The sequence below is a fragment of the Haladaptatus litoreus genome, assembly GCF_900156425.1.
GTDB lineage: Archaea > Halobacteriota > Halobacteria > Halobacteriales > Haladaptataceae > Haladaptatus > Haladaptatus litoreus.
Window position 1 is genome coordinate 2,059,584 of the sequence record NZ_FTNO01000001.1, and the last position, 24,105, is coordinate 2,083,688.

Here is a 24,105-nt window from a genome sequence, read left to right on the forward strand (position 1 = left end):
GGCTTTAAGCTACCGTACCACCACCGCACACGCATGCAGGTGGCCATACTCGCTCACGAGAAGTTCCCCGGTCGCGCGAAAACCGCGGTCGGAATCCTTCGCTACGCCGACTACGAAGTTGAGGCGATTCTCGACCGCGACCGACCCGGCGAGCGCGTGAGTGACCATTTACCGAACGTACAGGACGCACCCATCGTCGCCGGAATGGACGACGTAGGGGATGTGGACGCGCTGATTATCGGCATCGCACCCATCGGCGGCGGATTCGACGATTCGTGGCGCGATGACGTTCGGACCGCTCTCTCCCGCGGTTGTGACGTGATTTCCGGACTCCACTACTTCCTCGAAAACGACGAGGAGTTCGCCCGACTTGCGGAAGAGAACGACTGTGAGATTTGGGACGTGCGCAAACCGCACGACGACCTGACGGTCAGCCAAGGGATTGCGAACGAAGTGGACGCCGAAATCGTGCTGACGGTCGGCACCGACTGCTCCGTCGGGAAGATGACCGTGACGCTCGAACTGCTCGAAGCGGCGGAAGAGCGCGGAATCAACGCCGGATTCATCCCGACCGGCCAAACCGGAATCATGATCGACGGCTGGGGCAACCCAATCGACCGCGTGGTCAGCGACTTCACCGCCGGTGCGGTAGAGGAGATGATTCTAGAGCGCGGCGACGACTACGATTACCTGTTCGTGGAAGGACAAGGAAGCATCGTCCACCCCGCCTACTCCGCCGTGACCTGCGGGATTCTTCACGGGTCAATGGCAGACAAACTCGTCCTCTGCCACGAGGCGGGCAAAGAGGTCATCCACGGCTACGAATCGTTCTCGCTCCCGTCCATCGAGGAGTACGTTTCACTGTACGAAAACCTCGCCAAACCGGTTCAAGAGGCCGAAATCGTCGCAGGGGCGCTCAACACATCCGGAATCGAGGACGACGAATCCGCACGCGACGCAGTCGAATCCTACGAATCCGAACTCGGCAGACCCGCGAACGACCTCGTTCGCTTCGACGCCGATGCCGTTCTGGAGGCGATTCTATGACGCTCTCGACGGAGTACGAACGACTGTCGCTCCCGCTAGAACATGCCTTCACGATTTCGCGGAGCACCCAGACGACCGCCGACAACGTCGTCGTCCGAATCGAGGACGACGAGGGGAACGTCGGCGTCGGCGGGGCCGCACCCTCCAAACATTACGGCGAGACGGCAGACACCGTGGAGGCCGTCATGCCCGACCTCTTGGATGTGGTGGAATCGGTGGACGACCCCCACGCACTCGCCCGAATCGAGCGCGAGATGAAGGAGACGGTAAACCGAAACCCGGCCGCGCGCTGTGCCGTGAGCATCGCGCTCCACGACCTCGTGGCGAAACGGGCCGACCTGCCGCTGTATCGCTACTGGGGACTCGACCCCGAGGACACGCTCGAAACGTCGTTCACCATCGGCATCGACACAACCGAAGTCATGCGCGAGAAGACGGCGGAGGCGGTCGAAGCCGGATACAACACGTTGAAGGTGAAAGTCGGAACTGACCGCGACGGGGAAATCGTCGGTGCAATCCGAGACGAGGCTCCCGATGCGACGATTCGCGTGGATGCGAATCAGGCGTGGAGTCCCCGCGAAGCAGTGGGTAAAATCGAGGTGCTCGCGGAGTACGACGTGGAGTTCGTCGAACAACCGATTCCCGCCGAAAATCCCGACGGAATGCGATTCGTCCGTGAACGCTCCGCCCTACCGATTGCGGCGGACGAATCCTGCATCACCCTCGAAGACATTCCGCGAATCGCCGGACAGGCGGACATCGCCAACCTGAAACTGATGAAATGCGGCGGCCTCCGCGAGGCGATGCGGATGATTCACACCGCGAAAGCGCACGGCATGGAGGTCATGCTCGGTTGTATGATAGAGAGCAACGCAAGCATTGCGGCGGCCTGCCACCTCGCACCGCTGCTCGACTACGCGGATTTGGACGGGTCGCTTCTCCTTTCAGAGGACGAGTACGAGGGCGTCCCGATGCCGAACGGGAGTATCGGCCTCAAAACCGGGCGACCCGGAACCGGCGTGCAAAAACAGTAATCAGTTCGCCCTCAGAGTTTGCCGACTCGTTCGGCCTGAAACCCGAGAATATCCTCATACCCGTCCGTGGACATCAACACCGGATAGAACGCCCGTTCTGCGCGGCGTTCCTCGCCGTTCTTTCTGGCGAACGTCTCGCCCGCCTCGACGCGGACGAAGTTCTCCCCGACGAACTCGTAGTCGCCGCCTTCGACAACGGCGAAAATACGATACAGTTCGGGGTCGCCCGCGTCCGACAGGGTATCGACTGCGCCCATCTCACCCAGAAAATTGCGGAGGACGCGCTCTGCGTTTCGGTCTGCTCGCTCGCTTCCCCGGAGTCCGCACTCGACTGCGACCCCGTCAACGTAGTCGATGAGGCCGCCAGCGATGTAGCTGACATCGACTACGCGGGGCGCACCCGTCGCACGAGCGAGTCGCTTCGTTTGCTCGTTCACCTGCGCGACCAGCGCGAAGGGTTCGGGATGCGAGCGCGTCGAATGAAGGTCGAGAACGGAGCAATCCCGGACTTGCGGGAGCAGTTCCGCCGCGAGTCGGGATTCGTGGGTTTTTCCATCAGAGTCGCCAGGAAAGGCACGATTCAGGTCTTCGTCGATGCTGCGGACGTTTTTCTCGATTGCCTCCTCGTTGGCCACGACGAACCGAACCGGTCTGCGGAAATTGTGATTTTCGGCCAGCACGCGCTCGACTGCCGTTTTCCCGCACAGTTCGTTTCCGTGGAGGCACGCTACCACGGCGAGTTCCGGCGTCCCGTCGCCGACGGTTTCGACGTGCATTGACAGCGAGTGGCACGCAGTGATACTACTTGAGACTGTGGATTTCGGCCATCGTCCAATTGATCAGTCGTCTTCGTGTTCCGAATCGCGCGTTTGCAGGCGAACCTCCTTGTCCGTGATTTCCGCGATTGCGTCCCTCGGAAGCGGGTAGATTTCCTTCGAGTCGTCTTTCCATCCGAGGAGCATCTTGTACTCGTTCAGGAGGCTCGGATGGGGGTCAACGTAGGCGATACCATTTTTCACCTCGGTGACAATACCGACTTTTTCGTCGTCCACGTTGAACACCGGTTTGCTTTCGTCTTCTTTTGCTGGCAGTCGTCGCATGGAGGTGTTACGGGTTTGTCGAGTATCAGGTTGTCCGCCGAATCGGTCGAGAGTTGCAGGGATTTTGAGTCCGATTGGGAGTGATTTTCGTGAGTTCAGTTCTGTCGCTAGGTAGTCACGACTTGGCAACGACAGACGTAACTTGAAAACATACTGCAAACAGCGCAGAACCAAACCCCACGAAACAAGCAATTACCTCATATCAAAATCCAAAATCAGAGCGGTGAAAACAATGCCTGAAAATCCACTTCCTCGCGTCCGTCTCAACACACTTATCTTGCACCTGTCCCGTATCTGCGCCCATGAGCGAAATCGTCGTCACGCTTCCGGACGGCTCCGAACTCCAGATGGAGGACGGGTCAACCGTAGAGGACGTGGCCTACGAAATCGGCCCGGGACTCGGCAAGGACACGGTCGCAGGTGTCGTAGACGGAGAACTGGTTGACAAGGCAATGCCCCTCTCCGAGGACTGCCGACTCGTCATCGTCACCGACCAGAGCGACGAGTACGTGGACGTGCTCCGCCACTCTGCGGCCCACGTCTTCGCACAAGCTCTCCAGCGACTCCATCCCGAGGCAAAACTCGCAATCGGCCCGTGGACGGACGAGGGATTCTACTACGACATCTCCGGTGTCGAACTCGACAGCGACGACCTCGAAGCAATCGAGGACGAGGCACACGACATCATCGAGGAAGACTTAGACATCGAACGCGTCGAGAAATCCCGCGAAGAGGCGTTCGACCTGTACGAGGACAACGAGTACAAACAGGACATTCTCGACACCGAGGCGGCGGACGACGACCCACTGTCGTTCTACGAACAAGGCGAGTTCGCCGACCTCTGTAAAGGGCCGCACGTCGAATCGACCGGCGAAATCGGCGGCTTCAAACTCCTCGAAACCTCGGCGGCTTACTGGCGCGGCGACGAGGAAAACGACACGCTGACCCGCGTCTACGGCACCGCGTTTGCCAGCGAGGGCGACCTCCACGACTATCTGGAGCGCATGGAGGAAGCAGAAGAGCGCGACCACCGCAAACTCGGACGCGAGATGGACTTGTTCTCGATTGACGAGACGACTGGCCCGGGTCTGCCGCTGTACCATCCGAGCGGAAAAACCATTCTGCGGGAACTGTCGGACTTCGCAGGCGAACTGAATCGTGAGGCAGGCTACGACGAAGTCGAAACGCCCCATCTGTTCCGCACCGAACTGTGGAAGAAATCGGGCCACTACGACAACTACGTGGACGACATGTTCCTCCTCGACGTGAACGACGAGGAGTACGGCCTCAAACCGATGAACTGCCCCGGCCACGCGACTATCTTCGACCAAGACACGTGGAGTTACCGCGACCTGCCAGTTCGGTACTTCGAGAACGGGAAAGTCTACCGCAAAGAACAGCGCGGTGAACTCTCGGGCCTCTCGCGCGTCTGGTCGTTCACCATCGACGACGGCCACCTGTTCGTCCGTCCCGACCAAATCGAGCGGGAGATTCGACAAGTGATGGACCTCATCTTCGAGGTCATCGAGACGTTCGATTTGGACGTGGAAGTCGCGCTGGCGACCCGCCCCGAGAAATCCGTCGGAAGCGACGAACTCTGGGAGAACGCGGAAGCCCAACTCGAATCCGTGCTGGAATCCTCCTCGATGGACTACGACATCGAACCCGGCGACGGCGCGTTCTACGGCCCGAAAATCGACTTCGGCTTCGAGGACGCCCTCGGGCGTGTCTGGGACGGCCCGACGGTGCAACTCGACTTCAACATGCCCGAGCGATTCGACCTCGAATACGTCACCGAGGACAACGAGCGCGAGCGCCCGGTGATGATTCACCGCGCCCTGTACGGTAGCTACGAGCGCTTCTTCATGGTGCTCATCGAGCACTTCAACGGGAAGTTCCCGCTCTGGCTCTCGCCCGAACAGGTTCGCATCCTCCCCGTCAGCGACGACAACCTCGGCTACGCCCACCGCATCAAAAACGAACTGGACGACTTCCGCGTCGAAGTCGAAGACCGTTCGTGGACGGTCGGGCGCAAGATTCAGCAGGCCCACGACGACCGCGTGCCGTACATGATTGTCGTCGGTGGTGACGAAGAGGAAGCAGGCACGATTTCGGTTCGTGACCGTAAAGAGCGCGAAGAGAAGGACGTTTCGTTGGAGTCGTTCCGTGAGCATCTGGAATCGGAGCGTGAGGAGAAGCGGACGGAAATCGACTTCCTCGACTGAGGCGAGTCGTCTACAATTTTAATCGGTTCTTTCGAACTACTCGATTACGGATAGATTTTGGCAGTATTGCTGAATGGAGGGTGCGTATGCAGTAATGTGACGAACCAAACCAGGATGGACAGAGTGATTAGATATGACTACTCAGTTTGCTGTCCGCCAGACGTAGACTGTGAAAAGCTTCCGAGTATTTTCAGACCAGCAACAGCGGCGACGACACCGCCAAGGACGCCTGCGATGCTGAACACGAGGCTCTGCCAATATAAAATCTGAACACTGTTTTGGACATAGCCAATATGAGTCGACGTAATTACTCCGATACCGAGCAGAAACACGGCGACTAATAGCCACTGACGAATCGATCGAAGGAGCGTGGTTGTCTCGGAAGGCATGAGCGGAGATTTCTTCTTAGCTGACATTAGTTTGATGGATACAGCATCTGTATGCAGCACGCCATCTCTAAGAAATATCGAAGAAATCACCTACCAACCAACCTCACTCCAATTCGTCGCTTCGTGCCGTCTCTCGCAAAATAAACGGCCCAATAGACAACGTCCGCTTCGCCACCGTCGCAATCCTGAGGATGTACGAGAGCAGGATGACGAACGGAACGACCGCAATCGTACACGCCAAACTCACGACCAGTATGTCGTTGCTGATTCCCAGTGTATTGCCCGGAATTGCCCTCGCGTCGAAGTATATTATCATCGAAATAGTGACGACGAGCGCCGGAATCGCGGTGTACAGCATCGACCGCGAGAGGTTGACGAGTTCCCACTGGAAATAGAGCGTCTTGAAATGTTCCCGCGACGGGCCGAAGAACTCCAGCGATTCGATGATGTCATCGAATGCTTCGTCCACTTCCTCTGTGAGCGCGTCCGCATGTTCATTCCGGATTTTGCGCGCGAGGAAGATTTTCCACGAGTAGTTGAAGTTGAGGATAGCAGAGAGCAGGTCGAACGTTCCGAACTGCGTCCCTTCGAGGCGGTCGCTCACCGCCTCCGCGTTCTCGGCCAGTCCATCGACGTAGCTTCGAATCTCGTCCTTTAGTTCCTCGTCCCGACTCTCCTCCACCGCGTCCGCGAGTGCCTCGGCGCGGTCTTCGGTTTCGTTCATCAGTGCCTCCATGAACGACGCCGGTTCCGGCGGCGCGGTCGGAACGTCGAGTAGTTCCTCGACGTCCTGCCGGAACTCCATCGCGCCTTTCATCCGACTGCGCTGGTCGCCGACTGGGCCGAGTTCCTGCGAGAGGACGAGTTGGTTCAGCGTCACGACGAGCGTCACGCCAGTGATAATCGCGCCGATGAAGCCCTGAAACACGGTGTCCACGGCGTCATCGCTCGGCCCGATGTACTGTTGAAGCGGCGAAGGGTCGAGAATACCGAGAATCACCAGCGAGAGAAAAAACGCGAGCAGGATACCACCAGCGACACCCCACCGGTTGGCTTCCATCAGAATCCACAACTTTCGCCGACTCTCGTCTACTCGTTCCCGCATCGTATCGCCGGGTTGGGAACTACCACCTGAATCGCTCATATAGTCTGTGAGGGTAAGGGGACTCAAATAGACTGTTGCCGGGGGATACAACTACCGGCAGAGCTGTTGGGTAGTTACCGAAACGGAGAATGGCCGATTTACGAGTTGTTCTCCTCGGTGGCCTGTTCTGTTTCGACTTCGTTTTCCGTCTCCTCGGCCGAGACTTCCGCTTCGAGGTCTGCGAGGTCGATGTCCTCCTCGCTGGAGTCGGTTTGTGTTTCCGCTTCCGCCTCAACTTCCGGTTCGGGTTCGTCTTCCATTCCCATCTCGGCTTTCAGGGTGTCGAGTTCGGAATCGACTTCCCCACCGGTTCGCATCTCTTCGAGTTCGCGGTCGAGTTGGTCTTTGTCCGAGAGCGCGTCGTCGAACGCACCCGTGTCGTGAAGTTCGTCCATCGCCTCCGCGCGCGCTTCCATCTCCTCGGTACGCTGCTCCGCGTTCTCGATGGAGCGCGAAACGTCCTCCATTTCGTCACCGACGCCCGTCATGGCTTCCGAGACGCGACTGTTCGCTTCGGCGGCCTCGTAGCGCGCTTTCATGCTCTCCTTTTTGGTACGGAACTCCTCGATGCGGTTTTGGAGTGTATCCTTTTTCTCTACGAGGTTGTCTTGGGTGTTCTGGAGCTGTGCGATTTGACCCTCCAAATCCTCGATTTGGTTCATCTTCTGCTTTTTCTTCTCCAGCGCTTTCCGGGCCAAATCCTCGCGGCCCTGCTGAACGGCCTCCCGCGCTTGCCCGTTGTGCTTCTCGACGTTCTCTTCAAGATTGCGCTTCTGGATTTCGAGGCGCTTTTTCTGGGTGGTCAGGTCGGCGATGCCCTTCTTCACGTCTTGCAGTTCGTCTCGCATCTGCTCGTAGGAGTAGTCGAGCGTCTCGGTCGGGTCTTCTGCCCTGTTGAGGACGGCGTTTATCTTCGAGCGGATGACGTACGACATGCGTGAAAGTACTCCCATACATCTACATTCAGAACCCGACCCTTAAAATCCTCACCAAGCTAACACGCCCTCATGCAGTCGAACAAAGTCGTCGTCCCCGGCGCGCGGGACGTTCGGGCCACCTTGGACACACCGGAGGGCGAAACCGATACGATTGTAGTCGCGTGTCCGCCCCATCCGCAGTTCAACGGGAATCGGCGCGACAACCGACTCGTCGCCCTCGGCGAATATCTCACCGACCACGGAATCGCCTGCCTACGATTCGATTACGGCGATTGGGACGAAGGCTACGGCGAGCGCGAGGACGCTCGGAATGCGATTCGATGGGCGAGGGAGCGATACGATTCGGTCGGAATTTTTGGGTTCAGTTTCGGCGGCGGAGTTGCGACGCTTGCAGGGGCAGATGAAGCAGTGGATGTGATTGGACTGCTCGCGCCTGCGTCCCGGTTGACCGACGATTTGGATGCAGTGGAGGTTTTAGACGGGATTTCGGTTCCGTTGAAGATTCTATACGCGACTCGGGACGACACCGCGAACTGGGAACTCCTCGTGGAGCGCGCAGAAGAATTGGGCTTCGAGACGGAGGCGTTCAGCGCCGACCATTTCTTTGTTGGGCAAGAGAAGAAGGTGGCACAGCGGTTGGGCGAATTCTTCGTTGGACAGTTTTGAGGATACAGAGGGTTTTGTTCGGCAGAAACTGGATTGTTTGCTTCGCTCACGACTCACGGCTTCGACGTCGTCTCGCGGCCCTGCCGCTCGACTGTCCGCGGAACTTCGTTCCGCGCTATTCGCTGTCGAGGCGACTACGTCGCCTCGTTCCCCTCGTGTGAACGCGCTGGCGCCACCCTTCCGGTTGGCTAACCAAGCGATGTGGCGCACGCTGACGAGGCTTGGAGGACTCCACGTCCGAGAAGTTGAGTAAAAGCGTGCGAGGTCTTCGTGAGCGACGAAGGAGTGAGCGAATGGCTCGTCAGAGCTTGCCTCTGACGGTGGATGAGTGAACGAGTGCCAGCGAGTGAGCGAATCGGTTGGGGAAGGTGTGGCCGTTACGGTGCGGAGGCGGGATGATTGGAGTCGGCAATAGCTAGCGACACCCCCATACCAATTTCAGTCGCTCACTGTCGATTTTATCGCAAACTCTGCTTGAAGCCGGCATCAATTCTCGTTCGGATTTCTCCCTTGCACCAAACCCCGGCCATGCGACCAGAGACGGTCTAACCACGGCGTATGACTGCCGTCGAGTTCGATGACGTGCATCTTCGCCATGAGGAGATAGATTCCCAGCGAAAGAACGTAGACGAGTGGCGTCAGAGCCAACTGCCAGAGAAGCGTCGACGTGAGGTCGATTCCAATCCCCGGACGCCAAACTCTGTTCATCGACCGGAGGAGACGCATTACCGGAACGTGAAGCAGATATATTCCGAGGGCGTGTCGCCCTATTTTCGGGAGAATCGTATTCTTGCCCCACTGTGGGTTCGAGAGCACGTATGCAAAGAGCGCGAGAACGAAAAATATCGTCGAAATGGTGTACCCCGTCGAGTAGATTCCGTGGCGAAGAACGTTGTCACGGATGATGTAGCCAATCGCGTACTGCTCGACGAGTTGGGCTACTGCGAAGACACAGACCGCCGCAAAATAGATGTGACTGCGATTTTCCTTCGGCGTCCAGTCAATCGAGCTGACGTGGTATCCGAGAGCGACGTAGAAGAATCCGAAGAAGAGGGCATCCCGCGTTCGGAACGGCACGTCAACGAGCATTCCGTAATTCATGCCGATAAGACCAACGACGTGGAAAAGCGCGGCAACGGGCAGTAGATAGCGGGTTTTTCTGAATTTGACGAAGCAAGCGACGAAAACGAGGGAGTAAATTAACGCTGTCAGGAACCACAGTGGGACGGAAAGAGCGCTTCCGAAGTACAGGAGGTCGATTGCGGAGATGTTTTCGATGCCACGGTTGACGAGGGCATTCGTGATAGGAACGCCGTGGAACAACGCGAGACCGATTACCGCCGTCACGGAGAGGAGTCTCCCGAACACGTATATCGAGCCGAGTTTCCGGACGGAGCCGACCACCCTAGGTGTGACGTTGTCGGCATTCACCGTCTTTGCGAGGAAGTATCCGGACGTTAGGAAAAAGAACGCAACGTCGAACTGACCGATTGTGTCTATCACGAAGAAAATGTAATTCCCGTACGTTCCGAAGCCGCGAAACGGCTGAACGTGTGCTATGACGATGAAAAATATCGCAACTGCTCGGAGGGCATCTATGCTGTGGATTCGCTTACTCATCGTATCTCAAAGGTCCATTGAGGAATCATTCCCCGCTATTTAAATTGCCTCCGATATTGTCGGGGAAACCGAGTTAATTTGTATCAAGGAGTTGGGCTTCGAGACGGAGGCGTTCAGTGCCGGCCGCTTTTCATCGAACAGCTTTGATTTCACGGGTGAACAACGTGAAGCGCTTGCAAGCTACGGAAAAGTAAGGGTTTTCGGAACTTCAGAAGAGCAAAGATATTCCGGTGGCTTCGTTCGGAGTCGGCATCAGCTATCGACAAGATCGAAAATGCAGTTCTGTTGAAAACCTTAGAGCGAGATAGGAATGGCGTGCTAAATACAGAGCATGTGCATAGCAAACAACCCTCGACGTTTGGAAGTCGCAGGAAGGAGTTCTCTGGATGTCCTTCGGAGCGGGTGAGAAGTTCTTTCTCTGGGAGAATTTATCTATCTGCCATATATAAAAAATCTATATTTCCTGTTGTGACGATGTGAGTAACAGGAAGACAATCACCTATCGTCCTACGAACGCATGACCAAGAAACGTCCAGAAAACGGGGGAGAACCTACCGTAATTGCAAAATGTACCGAGTGCGGGGATATCTATCCGGCACAAGAGGCGACGGACGGGAATTATCGTCCGATAGGGACGAACGGGTCGTGCAACTGTGGTAACAGAGATTTCGAACCTGCTACTTGAGAAGCACTCTCGGTGTCTTCTCTCAACCGATTCGCTTCACCAAGTCCGAAACGGTGTAGATACGTGCCCTGTGTACAGCACGACCTCATTAAGGATCTCGACGGAGCAAAAATATGCAATCACACATCTTACATAGTATCAACACCACACAGCTCCGGGAGTTTCAAACCAAGCACCTCTTCCTTGTCTAATCACTCCTGAAACCAGCCATCACCACAACTAACCTATGCCACCCCCTACCGAACCGGCCCCTCTCCGAAATGGTTTTGAAGAACGATTGCGGAACATCAGTATGCCGACTGACCCCGAGACAGGCTACGACCCCGAGATGGGGGAGAAGTTCATTTTCGTCACAGGGGGCGTCATGTCCGGACTTGGCAAAGGCATCACCGCCGCGAGCACTGGCCGACTGCTCGCAAACGCCGGGTTCGACGTGACCGCCGTAAAAATCGACCCGTATCTGAACGTGGACGCGGGGACGATGAATCCCTACCAGCACGGAGAAGTGTACGTCCTGAAAGACGGTGGCGAGGTTGACCTCGATTTGGGCAACTACGAGCGATTCCTCGACATCGATATGACGTTCGACCACAACGTCACCACCGGAAAAGCGTACAAACACGTCATCGAGAAGGAGCGCGCGGGCGACTACCTCGGAAAGACCGTCCAGATTATCCCGCACATCACGGACGAAATCAAGCGCCGAATCCGAGAGGCCGCCGAAGGCCACGACGTGTGTATCGTAGAAGTGGGTGGCACCGTGGGCGACATCGAGAGCATGCCGTTCCTCGAAGCCCTGCGCCAGTTCGCCACGGAACAGGACGAAGAGGACTTCCTGCTGACCCACGTCACGCTCGTTCCGTACTCGAAAAACGGCGAGCAGAAAACGAAACCGACTCAACACAGCGTGAAGGAACTGCGGAGCATCGGCCTGCAACCCGACGTACTGGTCGGACGCTGTGACGACGGATTGGACGAGGAAACGAAGCGGAAAATCGCGCTCTTCTGCGACGTGCCGACGGACGCCGTCTTCTCGAACCCAGACGTGGAGGACATCTACCACGTCCCGCTGATTGTCGAAGAAGAAGGGTTGGACGACTACGTCATGCAAGAACTTGCCCTCGAAGACCGAGCGGTTTCGAGCGAGGAACGAAGCACCGCGTGGCGCGAACTCGTCACGCAGGAAACCGAGGGCGAAGTCGATATCGCACTCGTCGGAAAGTACGCGCTCGAAGACGCCTACATGTCCATCCACGAGGCGCTGAAGCACGCCGGACTGGAGAAAAACATTGACGTGAACGTCCTGTGGGTCGATTCCGACGAGATGGACGACGACCACGAAGAACGTCTCAAAGAGGCAGACGGAATCGTCGTCCCCGGCGGGTTCGGCAGTCGCGGAACCGAAGGTAAAATCGAGGCGATTCGTTACGCCCGCGAAAACGACGTTCCGTTCCTCGGCCTCTGTCTCGGCTTCCAGATGGCTGTCGTGGAGTACGCCCGAAACGTCCTCGGACTAGAGGGCGCGAACTCCGCGGAAATCGACGGCGACACGCCACACCCCGTCATCGACATCCTGCCCGAGCAGTACGAAATCGAGGACATGGGTGGCACGATGCGTCTCGGCGCACACGAGACGGACATCGAAGCGAACACCCTCGCCAACGAAGTGTACGGCGACACGAGTTGTACGGAGCGCCACCGCCACCGCTACGAGGTGAATCCCGAGTACTTCGAGGATTTCGACGGCGAACCGCTCGTCTTCTCCGGACGCGCCGGAAACCGGATGGAAATCCTCGAACTGGACGACCATCCCTACTTCTTCGGGACGCAGTTCCATCCCGAATTCCGTTCCCGACCTGACAGGGCGAGTCCGCCGTTCGTGGGTCTGCTGGACGGGGTGCTCGAAGAGAAAGCAAACGAAAACGGAAACGGAAACGGAAATTCGGACGCGGAAGCGCGAGAGGAGGTCAAAGCATAATGGTCGAAACTGGGAAATTCATCGAGGAAGCGGTCGCGGAGATTCAAGACGAAGTCGGCGACTCGCACGCCATCATCGCGCTGTCGGGCGGGGTGGACTCGTCCGTCGCCGCCGCACTCGCGTACAAAGCAATTGGCGACCAACTCACACCCGTCTACGTCGATACCGGCCTGATGCGGAAAGGCGAGACCGAGCAGATTCGAAAGACGTTCTCCTACATGGAGTCGCTCGAAGTCGTGGAAGCCGAAGACCGGTTCTTGGACGCGCTGTTGGGCGTCATCGACCCCGAGGAAAAGCGCGCCGTCATCGGCGAGCAGTTTATCCGGGAGTTCGAACGCGAGGCCAAGGAGACGGACGCCGACTACCTCGTGCAGGGGACGATTTATCCCGACCGAATCGAGAGCGAAGGCGGCATCAAATCACACCACAATGTCGGCGGCTTGCCTGACTTGGTGGATTTCGACGGCATCGTGGAACCCGTCCGCGACTTGTACAAGGACGAGGTGCGCGAGGTCGCTCGCGCTCTCGGATTGGAGGACATCGTCGCGGAACGAATGCCGTTCCCTGGTCCCGGACTCGCAGTTCGTGTCATCGGCGAAGTGACCCGCGAGAAGGCCCAAGTCGCCCGCGAAGCGTGCCACGTCGTCGAAGAGGAACTGGAAGAGTACGACCCGTGGCAGGCGTTCGCCGCCGTCGTCGGCAAGGGAACCGGCGTGAAAGGCGACAACCGCGTTCACGGCTGGATTGTCGCGGTGCGGTCGGTCGAATCGCGCGACGGCATGACCGCCAGAGCGCAGGAACTCGACTGGGAGACGCTCCAACGAATCCAGTCGCGCATCACGGGACAGAACGAGAACGTCGCCCGCGTCGTCTACGACGTGACACATAAACCTCCGGCGACCATCGAGTACGAGTGATGCGCGCAGTTATCGCAGGCCCAGACGAAGACGGATTCGGCACGGCGCTGGAATCACAGGGCGTCGAAACGACCGACGTAGAGGGTATCGCCTCCCGGCCCGCAATGGAGGACGCGGGCATTCACGACGCAGACCTGTTCGTCCTCACCGATGTCGGGCAGGCAACCGCAATCGCAGTTGCGAAGGACGTGAACCCGAAAATCCGTGTCGTCGTCTACGACGAAAACAGCATTCCGGAGTTCGCCCGCAGTCAGGCCGACCTCATCATTGACCCGAACCTGCTGACGCCGGACGCAGTCGCGGAAGAACTGACTGCGTAGAGAGAAAACGGAAAGGGAAAACGGCCGAAACAGGAAGCACTAATCGCTCTCCCGAGGAACGGTTTTTCATGACTTACAACGTTCGTGACGAACTGCCGACAGTCGAGGAGTTCATCGCCTTGCGCGAGGCCGCCGACATGGCATCCCGAAGCAGGGAGGCAGTCGAACAGGGGCTTCCGAACTCCGTTTTCGGCGTGACGGTGGTCGATGAGACTGGTGAAGTCGTCGGCATGGCCCGGATTATCGGCGATGGCGGTTCGGTGTACCAAATCGGCGATATGGCCGTGCATCCAGACCACCAGCGGCAGGGCCTCGGTTCCAAAATGATGGAGCGATTGATGGAGTATCTGGACGAGAACGCGCCAAAGGGTGCGTATGTCAATCTCATGGCGGACGTGGAGGGCTTTTACGAGCAGTTCGGCTTCGAGTACACTGCGCCTGTCTCGCGTGGGATGTACCAGCGAATGTGAAAGCGTGAGGAGGTTCCTGCGTTGATGTTTGTATCTTCGAAGGGTTCTGAGTTGCTGTCTGTGGCTATAGAGGTTGCTGAGTCGCTGTTTGCAGTTCACGACTCTAATGATAAACCGCTTCCGCACCGCATCAGCCCACACACCTCCCCAACCGATTGCGCTCCTCGCTTTGCTCCGGTGCTCATCCCTCGCGCGACTTCACCACAAGCCCTCGGAGGTGAACTCCTCGGGCCTGTGGAAGCACGCGCCGTGGTGTTTGGTTGGGTCGCTGTACAGACCGTTTTTACCCATCACAACGTTTCAGCTAATTCCTGCAGTCGCTCGCTCCCGCCCCGAATGAAGGGCACCCCGTGGCCCATTCCGGCGACTTCGAACTCCGGGGCGCGCTCCGCCAGCGAGACGATGCTGTCGCGCACGTCGTCTGTGTCGTAGCTGATGACCCACGACGAGGGTTTCAGTTTCCCGTGGCCCTCCATCACCAAATCGCCGAGGAAGGCGACATCGAGTTTTTCGCTGACGTACACGACGTGGCCGGGCGAGTGCCCCGGCGTGGCGTAGGCCGTGAAACTCCCGATTTCGTCCTCGTCTTCGACCGAGCGAATTTCGTTTTCGGGCGCGGAAACCAGCGACCCCGCCGCGCGCTGAAGCGCGCCCTTGTGGTTTTGCCAGTCGGGCGTTTCGGTTCCGGAGAGAATCGGCGCGTCCGCCTTGCCGACGAAAACGGGCGCTTCGAACGGAAGTCGGGAGAGCGCGCCCACGTGGTCGAAATCGTAGTGCGTGACCAGCACGCGGTCGATGTCGTTCACGCCGTAGCCCGCTTCGCTGACGCCGTGAGCGATGTCGCCGCTGTCGAAAGGCGTTCCGGCGTCTACGAGCGTCAAATCGCCGTCGTCGTCCGCGAGGAAGGCGTTCACGCGCCCGAGGTCGAACCACCAGAGGCCGTCCGCGAGTTGGGTCGCCATGACGGCGCTACGACGGCGAGTCACTTGAGCGTGGGGCGGGAAGACGAAGCGAACGGACAGTTTTTGGTCGTGGGACACCGAGCATTGGATATGGGTTCGTCACTGCTGGACAGGTCGGACGAGGTAGACAGAAAGCGCGCGGCGAAGGCCATCGCCCCGTTCCTCATTCTCGGACTGCTCAACCTCGCGCTCATCCTCTGGTGGGGGATGGAACCACTCTGGGGCTTCGCCATTCTCCCACCAATCTTGTTCATCAGCGTCATCGGCTGGATTGGGTTCAAATCCGGATTCATCACCGACCACGCCGATTATCGAGAGGATGAGGCGGACGAAACCAGCAGTGACCATAACAGTGACGACGCCGACCGCGCCGCAACCGACCAGTCTGATTAAGTCCCGACCCGCCGTTTTCCCGGTATGTTCGACCGCTACGCAGACCTCGACTTGAATCCCGACGACGAGGAAGTCCAGACCGCCGAACTGGTCGTCACCGACGACGTGCTCGTGAAGGCGTTCGCCCTCGGTCCCGGCGCGGAACTCTCACCCCACGAGCACGGCGACAGCACGAACGTCTTCCACATCTTGGAGGGCGACGTGACCGTGATTCAGGACGATTCCGAAGAAGTCGTCTCCGCCCCCGGCGTCGTCCTCCACGAGCGCGGCGTGGTTCACGGTGCGCGGAACGAAACGGACGACTCCGTGATTTTCACGGCGAGTCTCTGCCCACTTCCGTGAACGCTGACGGCAGGTGCTCCGCGCCTGCTCGGTATGCTCGTTCATTCGTGCATGTCTGGCCCCACCCAATCTAAGTGCGGCCTGCCATTTTCGTGAAAACTCGGCCTTCCAACAGCCAAAGGTGGTCTCGTCCGCCGGCTGGTTCGGCCGGGCACGGGCGAACAGGGGCGGAAGCGAGTGGCGGAGCCACGAGCGACTGACCGTGTTCGGGCGTCCATTACGCCTAGCAACAGCAACGTTCACAGCACTGCAATCAATTTCTCTGTATCACACACGAAACCGACGCACTGTATCAGAGATATACACAAGACGATCAGTTCGGATTCCTATTCGAAACCATGGGATTTTACTTTCAAAACGAGCCTTGACAGTCCCAGTTCGGTTGAACTTTTCTCCAACGACACACAATCCCACGATTCTCGGTAACCGCTTTCGGAACGGCTTTGAAACCGGACTACATTGCCGGGGGCATGAACCGAATCATCGGAGAGCGGGAACTGGCCGAGACGCCCTTTTCCGCCGAGGCCGCCCGCGAGACGTTTAGACAGATGGTTCTCGCCCGACGATTTGACGAGCGCGCAATCGCACTCCAGCGCCGGGGCTGGATGAGCAGTTGGCCGCCGTACCGTGGTCAGGAAGGCTCGCAGGTCGGTGCCGCGCTGGCGATGGAAGACGACGACTGGCTCTTTCCGACCTATCGCTCGAACGCGATGCAGGCTGCGCGCGGCGTCCCGATTAGCGATATTCTGCTGTTCCGACTGGGGCGACCTGAGTACAACTCCGGCCACGACGTGCCGAACTTCCCGCAGGCGGTTCCTATCGCTACCCAGATTCCCCACGCGGCGGGCGTCGGCATGGGGATGAACTACCGCGCAGAGGAGAACGCGGTGCTCTGTTACTTCGGCGACGGGGCGACCAGCGAGGGCGACTTCCACGAGGGAATGAACTTCGCAGGCGTCTTCGACGCACCGGTCGTCTTCTTCTGTGAGAACAACAACTGGGCAATCAGCCTCCCGCGCCACAAACAGACCGCGAGCGACAGTATCGCAGTAAAAGCCGAAGCCTACGGATTCGAGGGCGTGCAGGTTGACGGCAACGACCCACTCGCTGTGCGCGAAACGGTCGCCGAGTCGCTCGATTCGGCCCGCAAAGGAAAACCCGTCTTGGTCGAGAGCCTGACCTACCGACAAGGTGCCCACACGACAAGCGACGACCCGAGCAAGTACGAAGACCAAGAGCGTGACCTGCCTGAGTGGCGGAAAGCCGACCCACTGGAGCGCTACGAATCGTGGCTCAAACAGCAGGACGTTATCGACGAGGAGTTCGTCGAACAGGTTCACGAGGAAGCGGACGAAACGCTAGAAGAAGCGGTCGAAGAAGCCGAATCCGTCGAAGACCCCGACCCCCACGACGTGTTCGACAGAGTATACGCCGACGTACCGCCCCGACTGCGCAAGCAGAAAGGCTGGTTGGACTCGTTCCTCGAAACGAACGACGTGTACGAACTCGACCACTGAAAAGCTGAAATCGCGAACAGAGTTTTCCGCTCAGTCGATTGCGATGTACGTTTTCGTATCCACGACGCCGTCCAACCCCTGAATGTCCGACGAAGACGTTTGAAGCACGTTGTACACTTCTTCTGCATCCACTTCCACGACGATGTCGTAGTCTCCCGCGACGATGTGGGCCTCTCCGACGCCGTCCAAGTCCCGCACCGAATCCAATAGTCCTTGAGACTTTCCTGCGGCGGTGTTGACCATGATAAATGCGTGAACCATGGTGTGTGATACTCTACCATGCGAGAAAAACCTTTGCCCGATTCGAAACACGACGCGAGATACCTGCCTTGTGATACGGTTTGAGTGACCTCGAAATTTTTCCGCCTCTCACTCTTCGAACGGTTCGTTTTCCTCCTCGTAAACGATAGTCAGTGTCCCGGGTGTTTCACGATTCGTCGCCGTTCGAAGGCTGTCGAAGGTTTCGAGCATTTCGTTCGGTAGTTTTGTTTTTCCCTCAACAGTCGTGGACTGCTCGCGTAACGAATCGTACACCCGATCCATGAGTAGGTTTATAGCGTGCGCATCCGACTTCGAGCGTATTTCGAAGGTCGCTTCGTGGCGTGCCATACCATGACTTGGTTGTGCAGTAAGAAAGCATCCTCGCTGATATGTTAGAATCATATCTACAGACAAACAAGGCGAGTGCCTCGGGGTCAAGCCCCGAGGCAGTTCACGCGAACGACTCTCGACCACCCCACCGATGAATAGGGTCGAAATTAGGAACGACCGAAGCCGGAGAAAGGTTATTTAACCCCACTGTCGTACAGTGTGCCATGCGATTCGTTATCATTGGTGCAGGTCGCGTCGGCCTGCGAACCGCCCGCGTTCTCCGCGAAGAGGGACACGACGTGGTTCTCGTGGAGTACGACGCGAACAAGGCAAAGCGCGCACGAAACGACGGCTTCGAGGTTATCGAAGGTGACGGCTCGCGCGAATCGGTGCTCGAACAGGCAGACCTCGAATCCGCCGACGCAGTCGGCGGATTGACCGGCGACTTGAACGTCAACTTCGCAGCCTGCATGGTCGGCAAGCACAACGGCTGTCGAACTGTCCTCCGCATCGACGAGGACTACCGAGAAGACATCTACCGGAAGTTTGCGAGCGACGTGGACGAGGTCATCTACCCCGAACGCCTCGGCGCAATCGGGGCGAAAAACGCCCTCCTCGGCGGGAACATCCGCGCAATTGCCGACATCGCGCAGAACCTACAAGTGGTCGAACTCACCATCACGAACGAATCACCCATGCGGGGCTACTCCATCAGCGAACTGGAACTGCCCGCCAACTCGCGCATTCTCGCGTTCGGAAAAGAGGGCGAGAAAATGGGAATCCCGCTTCCCGACGACTCGCTCGAACTCGGGGACAGAGTCGCCGTTCTCGCTGATTTCGCCGTTTTAGAGGACGTGCGCCGGATTCTGGTCGGAGATGGCAGTCGAGCAACCGCGGAAGCAGGAGGTGCCTAACATGGTCGCCGCATACATCATGGTCAAAGCGAACACAGGAGAGGCAGACCGACTGAAAAATGCAATCCTCGGTATCGACGGCGTGGAAGACGCCCACATCGTCGCCGGGGACGTAGACCTCATCGTGAAAGTGCAGGTCGAGAACCCCGCCGAGGTCAAGACGATTTCCGCCGACGGAATTCAGGGGATTCAGGGCGTCGAGGATACACAGACGTACATCTCGATGGACTGAAGAAGAAAGAAAAAGAATGGGGTAGAAAAACGAGCCCGAAAAAACGGCGCGTTGGCAATTATCGTCACACTATTTGTTCACAACCCCCTCGACGAAATCATCACGTTCGCAGTTAGTCGTAGCTCTGGCGTGCCTGTGACAACAGGCTTGCCGCGGGGTCGCCGTACTCGTACCCGGGAATAATACCCTGCACCCACGTCCCTTCGACGAAATCGACGACGGCCATCGCGTCGTCGGCCGCCTTGTCCGGATAGCCCGAAAGTTCGAGCGAAAGCACGGCTTCGTCGCCCTCGCGCTCGATTTCCGGCGGCGTGATGTCGTCCGTGGACGCGACGGTGTGTGCGTCTTCGAGTCGCAGTTCGAGCGTTTCGAACCAGCCGTCTTCGACTACGTCGGCGACCGATTCGTTCTCGACCACTGCCGAGAGCATCGGCGTTCGAACCGTCACCGAAACAGTTTCGTCCGTCACTCGAACGATTCCGTCGAACGGTGTCGTCGTCACGACGTACGTTCCCGGGCCGTCTTCCTCGAATCCATCGTGCACGTTAAACGCGCGTTCGATGCTCGTCTGCGTCATTGCTCGGTGTAGGGTCGGCGGACGGAAGGGCGTTACGAGAAGTCGCGGGCGACATCGACTTCCGATGTCCAGTGGAGGGTGCCGTCGTAGACGACTGGCGTCTCTTCGAGGTCGAAGTAGGCTTGCAGTTCGTCCCCCGCGAGGGTCACTGTCGGGATGTCACCACCCGAAAGGGAATGCGTCTGAACGCCGTCGATGAATGGCAGAATGGTTCCGCCCATCGACCGCCCGTTTGCCGGGTGTGAACGCGAACGAACCCGATACTGTCCATCGTCGAGCGATTCCACGAAGTGGATGAGTGGAACACCGCTGTCGGCTTGGGCGATTTCGACACCTCCGTCGCCGACGACGACGTATTGGTTTCCGACGAGTCGTTGTTCGCGGGCGATAGAGAGCGCAGACCGAAGTGGGAATCCGGTGTTAAGGAGACGGCCAACCGTCCGCCCGACGACCGTCGCCCCGGCGTTTCCGACTTCGCTGTAGGTGACGATGCCACCGATGCTTCCCGCTTCGATGAGACGTTTCCCGGGCACATACGACCGACAGGCGTTCAAGAGGAACATATCCACGCCGACGTGCGAGACGTCCGACGGGTCGAGCGTCCCATCCAAACAGACGAACGACCCGTCCTCGACGTGGCCGATGTAGTGGAAGAAATCCGTCCGAGCGCGAAGCAGTTCGCGGAGTTCGGCAGTCGAGCAGTTTCGATACGTTTGCACGTCGAAGGGGAGTTCGTCACGGTTCCCGTACAGGTCGTCTTCGTATTCGGCCTGCATCTTCGGGTCGTTACAGACGATGGCGATACTGATGTCTTCCGTCGAGTGTTCTTTGTCGAGTCGGTGCTCGAACCCTTTCGGGAGGAGTTTGTTGCCGCCGACCGGCGCACCCTCACCGAGCCATGCCCGTTCGATGGTGTCGATATTCGGCGGTGTGACGTACCGTTCTGCCGGGGTGCGACCGACCGGTCGATTCGTGTCCGATTCGACCGTGCGTGCGAAATCCCGAATGCTACCGACAGTCTCCACGGTGGAATCGTTTTCTCGAACGCCGTTTGCCATTTGCACGAGTGGAATGTCCCTGATGACATACGGAAGGTGTACACTATTTTCCGATTCTGCGGTGACGTGAATTGCCAACCGCCACGTCGGAAGTAATCCGGAGAGTGTGGCAAACGGCACGTCGAGGTACGCCTCTAGTCGTTCCGCGATGGGCATGTCGTAGAGAGTCGAAAAATCGAGGTCAACCAGCGGTTCGACCTGCTTTCGTTCGTGAAGGTCGATTCGATACAGCCCCTCGGTTCGAGTCACGCAGTCGAGGAAGAACGTCTGTTTCAGCACGCGTTCGATTTCCCCCTCGAATCCGCGCTCTGGGTGGTCGAGTGGGATGGTCGCGGATTTCGTCACGATTCGGGGACGCTCTCCGGGAACGACGGTCGCACCGAGATAGTACGACAGCGGCGCGATGGGGAAGATGAACTTTAACTTCGGCGGCACCTCGATTCGGATTCCCGTTTCTGGTGGTTGCAGTTCGTCCGGAACGTGTAGTTCGTCGCCGAACTCGACCGCTGGAGGATGGCCGCGAAGCGTCGGGAACGACCGTTCCGGACTCGTCGTTTTCAGTGCCGACCCGAACGACGAGACGGCGGCCATCACGTCCTTCGTGTCTGTCGTCGTCGTCACGGTTCCAGCGGGGTGGGTGTGACGCGAGCGCGACCCGACTTCGACGGTGGTTTCGCCGCCGAACGAGAGGTCGAGTCGCCCGTCCGACGTGTCGATGTCGATGGCGGACTCGACGTGCAGATACGTCTTCACGGGTGTCGTGAGTTCGATGTAATACTCACCGTTTGGAAGGGTCGTATTCGTCTCATGGTCTACTGCACACACCAGTTCGTTGTCGGTGGTTCGAACGTATGCCCCGAGAAGAGCGGAGAATCGAACCCGTGCGGTCGTGATGCTGGCAACGACGCCGACCGGGGCGTGAAATGCCGAAACCGGAACCGCCTGCAACTCGACCGGACGAGATGTCTCTATCTGGAACTGATTCCGTTCGAGCGGGTCGATAACGGTGAGTCCGGGGAGGTCGTCGTGGAGTCGAAACTGTGGGGTGACGCCCTCGCCCGCAACGTCGGTGACGGATACCTTGCTCATCGTTGTCGATAGTCGCCGCTGTTCAGATGTCGAACCATTCGGTGGTGTAACCCGTTTCCCGAAGGTGCCAGCGCTGTTCCGGGCCGGAGTCGCCCGCTCGAAGTTCGACGATGGCGTCGAACTTCGAGGCGATGGCACGAACCGGGGGCGAATCGTACTCTATCGGAAGGATGTAGTGAGCCATGCCGGAAACGTCCTTGGTCGCCTCGCAAATCGGGCCGAGGAAGGCATCGACCAGCGCATCGTCGTAGGATTCCACCAACGGACGAAGCGTGTCGAAACAGAACCGGAGTTCCGCGGGTTCGAACCCGCCGCGCTCCGCGTCGAGTCGGCGAATTGTGGCGACGATTTCGTCGCGGAACGCATCGACATCTCCGTCGACGCGCTCGATTTCGGGGCCGATTCGCACCGAATCGTCGGCCGCCGCCGAGCGCGAATCCGTGTGGTAGTTTACGATGTGTGCGTTTTCGCCGATAGACCCGGCCATCGAAAGCCGACTGCGGGCCGTCGAGATGCTTCGGTCGTGGAGGGCGAACAGTCGCGTTCGGTTGCGTTTCGTTTCACCGAGGAGGGGCGTACTTGCCGTGTCGATGACGGAATCCGGAACCGACCCGACGACGAGCAGGTTCCCGCCGAGTTGTTTGATGCGGGCGAGTCCGGGTTGTACCGTAATCGACCCATCGCCGCGAACCGTCACGTGATGGCCGTAAAGCGAAAACGACAGTCGGCCCCCCCGTCGTGGCGTACCGTCGTCGCGGGACTTGAACAGTTTGTCGAGCGCTTCCGGGTCGATAACGTCGTACAACTGCTCGGGGATTTCGGCTGGTTCGACACCCGCAACGTCCGCGACGGCCACCGTAACAGTCGTGCTAATCGACTGCGGGCCAGCAAGGTCGTGCTGGACGCGATGGACACTTCGCTCGTCGGGGGAACCGTCCTCATTCATATACTTTGTAACACTCCGCAACGAACGGTCAAAAACCCATCGTCATTTATTTGACATCTGCTCATAAAATTCGGAAATGGAATACGGACGGGATGTTGTTTTTACGCTAGTGTCGTTTGAACACGGAGCAGTTGTCCTCATCCCCCGAACAAAACAAGTTTATTTCATTATTGGGGAAAGATAGCACGAGAAAGAGAGGTCAATTGAGTAACAGTCGTATTCGAACCCCTCGCAGTTTCCGACCGGTTAGCTCATTTTGGCGTTGACGTAGCGAAGAAATCGCTCAACGGGATACGGCGCGCTGCTGGCTACTTTCGCTTTGAGTGGGTTTTTGCTCGGATTGACGGTGTATTTTCGCAGTTCCGGCCATTTCGTCTCGATAACGCTGCTTATCAAGTCGTGGTCGGGAGCGGAGAGCCTCGACGAATCGACGCTCAGCGCCGTCAACAGGAGGTTGTAGTTGGAAAACGGAGACACGCCTCTGATAGCGATGTCCTTTTCACGGGGTGCCAGCGCGCCCCATCGACCCATTCTCTGTTCCCAATAAAGGAGGTTCATCAGTGAAACGTCGTTTTCCTTCGCGTACTCTGTCGCGCCGGGTAGCCATTCCTCGATTTCGCGCTCGACATATTCGTTGCCCGGATACTGAAGCATTTCACAGCAGTGTTTGACCATGTTCGCGCCGCTTTCCGGCGAATCGTAATTAAGCTTGTATATCGGGCCGTTTCCGGTCACGTAGACGTGTTTTTCTACGTTGTAGTTGTTGTAGAAAAACTGGACGTGCTTCGTCTTGGGGAGGTTTCGCGTCCAACAGAGGTAGTCCGAAAGTGCGCTCCGGAAGTCGTCTTCGAGGTCGCGCGGATGGTGAATCGAATAGTCGAAATCCTGCTCCGCGGCGATTCGCTTCGGAATTTTCACGTCCGGGTGCTCACCCGACGACCAGTCGGAAAA

25 protein-coding genes are annotated in these 24,105 nt (G+C 58.2%); 13 read left to right on the plus strand and 12 right to left on the minus strand.

Annotation, left to right across the window (positions count from 1 at the left end):
• Window positions 1–33 precede the first annotated feature (33 nt).
• Together BW974_RS10895 and BW974_RS10900 are read left to right on the plus strand one after the other, a co-directional pair.
• A complete protein-coding gene (locus BW974_RS10895) occupies window positions 34–1,047 on the plus strand; it encodes an N-acetyltransferase DgcN family protein (protein ID WP_076430135.1) in 1,014 nt (337 codons plus the stop codon).
• The gene (locus BW974_RS10900) at window positions 1,044–2,081 is read left to right on the plus strand and encodes a dipeptide epimerase (RefSeq protein ID WP_076430136.1); all 1,038 of its coding nucleotides are present in this window, start codon (window positions 1,044–1,046) and stop codon (window positions 2,079–2,081) included. Before BW974_RS10895 ends, BW974_RS10900 begins: the two co-directional genes overlap by 4 nt.
• 11 nt (window positions 2,082–2,092) lie before the next feature.
• Here BW974_RS10900 and BW974_RS10905 read toward each other — a convergent pair whose 3' ends face one another.
• Both BW974_RS10905 and BW974_RS10910 read right to left on the minus strand, forming a co-directional pair.
• Entirely contained in the window at window positions 2,093–2,857 is a 765-nt protein-coding gene (locus BW974_RS10905) for a M14 family metallopeptidase (RefSeq protein WP_076430137.1), read from the minus strand.
• A gap of 63 nt (window positions 2,858–2,920) precedes the next feature.
• Window positions 2,921–3,181, minus strand: coding sequence for a hypothetical protein (locus BW974_RS10910; protein WP_076430138.1), 261 nt, complete (start codon window positions 3,179–3,181; stop codon window positions 2,921–2,923).
• Between the two features lie 302 nt (window positions 3,182–3,483).
• Here BW974_RS10910 and thrS point away from each other — a divergent pair, with 302 nt between their 5' ends.
• Window positions 3,484–5,406 carry a threonine--tRNA ligase gene (gene thrS / locus BW974_RS10915; protein WP_076430139.1) on the plus strand — a complete coding sequence of 641 codons (1,923 nt, stop codon included), beginning with the start codon at window positions 3,484–3,486 and terminating at the stop codon, window positions 5,404–5,406.
• A gap of 492 nt (window positions 5,407–5,898) precedes the next feature.
• Here thrS and BW974_RS10925 read toward each other — a convergent pair whose 3' ends face one another.
• Window positions 5,899–6,939: a DUF7972 family membrane protein gene (locus BW974_RS10925; RefSeq protein ID WP_076430141.1), complete on the minus strand. Its 1,041-nt coding sequence runs from the start codon at window positions 6,937–6,939 to the stop codon at window positions 5,899–5,901.
• A gap of 98 nt (window positions 6,940–7,037) precedes the next feature.
• Window positions 7,038–7,892 carry a PspA/IM30 family protein gene (locus tag BW974_RS10930; RefSeq protein WP_076430142.1) on the minus strand — a complete coding sequence of 285 codons (855 nt, stop codon included), beginning with the start codon at window positions 7,890–7,892 and terminating at the stop codon, window positions 7,038–7,040.
• A 54-nt stretch (window positions 7,893–7,946) separates the two neighbouring features.
• On the opposite strand from BW974_RS10930, the gene BW974_RS10935 reads away from it, so the two are divergent.
• Complete coding sequence (locus tag BW974_RS10935; RefSeq protein WP_076430143.1) at window positions 7,947–8,543, plus strand: alpha/beta hydrolase; 597 nt, start codon at window positions 7,947–7,949, stop codon at window positions 8,541–8,543.
• Window positions 8,544–9,029: 486 nt separating this feature from the next.
• Here BW974_RS10935 and BW974_RS10940 read toward each other — a convergent pair whose 3' ends face one another.
• Window positions 9,030–10,163 (minus strand): acyltransferase, encoded by a 1,134-nt coding sequence (locus BW974_RS10940; RefSeq protein WP_076430144.1) that lies wholly within the window; start codon window positions 10,161–10,163, stop codon window positions 9,030–9,032.
• Window positions 10,164–11,140: 977 nt separating this feature from the next.
• Here BW974_RS10940 and pyrG point away from each other — a divergent pair.
• The 4 genes from pyrG to BW974_RS10960 all read left to right on the plus strand — a co-directional run bounded on the left by pyrG (window position 11,141) and on the right by BW974_RS10960 (window position 14,533).
• Window positions 11,141–12,826 (plus strand): glutamine hydrolyzing CTP synthase, encoded by a 1,686-nt coding sequence (gene pyrG, locus BW974_RS10945; RefSeq protein WP_084186232.1) that lies wholly within the window; start codon window positions 11,141–11,143, stop codon window positions 12,824–12,826.
• The gene (gene guaA / locus BW974_RS10950; RefSeq protein ID WP_076430145.1) at window positions 12,826–13,743 is read left to right on the plus strand and encodes a glutamine-hydrolyzing GMP synthase; all 918 of its coding nucleotides are present in this window, start codon (window positions 12,826–12,828) and stop codon (window positions 13,741–13,743) included. The genes pyrG and guaA overlap by 1 nt, the downstream gene beginning before the upstream one ends.
• Entirely contained in the window at window positions 13,743–14,063 is a 321-nt protein-coding gene (locus BW974_RS10955; protein WP_076430146.1) for a DUF7126 family protein, read from the plus strand. The genes guaA and BW974_RS10955 overlap by 1 nt, the downstream gene beginning before the upstream one ends.
• A gap of 68 nt (window positions 14,064–14,131) precedes the next feature.
• Window positions 14,132–14,533: a GNAT family N-acetyltransferase gene (locus BW974_RS10960; RefSeq protein ID WP_076430147.1), complete on the plus strand. Its 402-nt coding sequence runs from the start codon at window positions 14,132–14,134 to the stop codon at window positions 14,531–14,533.
• Window positions 14,534–14,823: 290 nt separating this feature from the next.
• On the opposite strand, the gene BW974_RS10965 is transcribed toward BW974_RS10960, so the two are convergent.
• A complete protein-coding gene (locus tag BW974_RS10965) occupies window positions 14,824–15,495 on the minus strand; it encodes an MBL fold metallo-hydrolase (protein ID WP_076430148.1) in 672 nt (223 codons plus the stop codon).
• 30 nt (window positions 15,496–15,525) lie between these two features.
• Between BW974_RS10965 and BW974_RS10970 the strand changes: the two genes are divergently transcribed.
• The 3 genes from BW974_RS10970 to pdhA all read left to right on the plus strand — a co-directional run bounded on the left by BW974_RS10970 (window position 15,526) and on the right by pdhA (window position 17,747).
• On the plus strand, window positions 15,526–15,888 hold the full coding sequence (locus BW974_RS10970; protein WP_245799993.1) for a DUF8142 family protein: 363 nt from the start codon (window positions 15,526–15,528) through the stop codon (window positions 15,886–15,888).
• Window positions 15,889–15,912: 24 nt separating this feature from the next.
• The gene (locus BW974_RS10975) at window positions 15,913–16,230 is read left to right on the plus strand and encodes a cupin domain-containing protein (protein WP_076430149.1); all 318 of its coding nucleotides are present in this window, start codon (window positions 15,913–15,915) and stop codon (window positions 16,228–16,230) included.
• Between the two features lie 470 nt (window positions 16,231–16,700).
• On the plus strand, window positions 16,701–17,747 hold the full coding sequence (gene pdhA, locus BW974_RS10980; RefSeq protein WP_076430150.1) for a pyruvate dehydrogenase (acetyl-transferring) E1 component subunit alpha: 1,047 nt from the start codon (window positions 16,701–16,703) through the stop codon (window positions 17,745–17,747).
• Window positions 17,748–17,777: 30 nt separating this feature from the next.
• On the opposite strand, the gene BW974_RS10985 is transcribed toward pdhA, so the two are convergent.
• Both BW974_RS10985 and BW974_RS10990 read right to left on the minus strand, forming a co-directional pair.
• Window positions 17,778–18,008, minus strand: coding sequence for an Lrp/AsnC ligand binding domain-containing protein (locus tag BW974_RS10985; RefSeq protein ID WP_076430151.1), 231 nt, complete (start codon window positions 18,006–18,008; stop codon window positions 17,778–17,780).
• 108 nt (window positions 18,009–18,116) lie between these two features.
• Window positions 18,117–18,356, minus strand: a complete 240-nt coding sequence (locus tag BW974_RS10990) for a hypothetical protein (RefSeq protein WP_076430152.1) — start codon at window positions 18,354–18,356, stop codon at window positions 18,117–18,119.
• Window positions 18,357–18,562: 206 nt separating this feature from the next.
• Between BW974_RS10990 and BW974_RS10995 the strand changes: the two genes are divergently transcribed.
• Window positions 18,563–19,252, plus strand: a complete 690-nt coding sequence (locus tag BW974_RS10995) for a potassium channel family protein (protein WP_076430153.1) — start codon at window positions 18,563–18,565, stop codon at window positions 19,250–19,252.
• Window position 19,253: 1 nt separating this feature from the next.
• Window positions 19,254–19,484 (plus strand): Lrp/AsnC family transcriptional regulator, encoded by a 231-nt coding sequence (locus BW974_RS11000; RefSeq protein ID WP_049969687.1) that lies wholly within the window; start codon window positions 19,254–19,256, stop codon window positions 19,482–19,484.
• Window positions 19,485–19,596: 112 nt separating this feature from the next.
• Here the strand turns inward: BW974_RS11000 and BW974_RS11005 are convergent, their stop codons facing one another.
• From BW974_RS11005 to BW974_RS25620, 4 genes are all read right to left on the minus strand, one after another.
• Window positions 19,597–20,061 (minus strand): DUF5813 family protein, encoded by a 465-nt coding sequence (locus BW974_RS11005; RefSeq protein WP_076430154.1) that lies wholly within the window; start codon window positions 20,059–20,061, stop codon window positions 19,597–19,599.
• Between the two features lie 32 nt (window positions 20,062–20,093).
• Window positions 20,094–22,208, minus strand: a complete 2,115-nt coding sequence (locus BW974_RS11010) for a caspase family protein (RefSeq protein ID WP_076430155.1) — start codon at window positions 22,206–22,208, stop codon at window positions 20,094–20,096.
• 22 nt (window positions 22,209–22,230) lie between these two features.
• Window positions 22,231–23,154 (minus strand): DUF7504 family protein, encoded by a 924-nt coding sequence (locus BW974_RS11015; protein WP_076430156.1) that lies wholly within the window; start codon window positions 23,152–23,154, stop codon window positions 22,231–22,233.
• A 246-nt stretch (window positions 23,155–23,400) separates the two neighbouring features.
• The coding region (locus tag BW974_RS25620; RefSeq protein WP_175609666.1) for a hypothetical protein at window positions 23,401–24,105 on the minus strand (705 nt) is incomplete at its 5' end.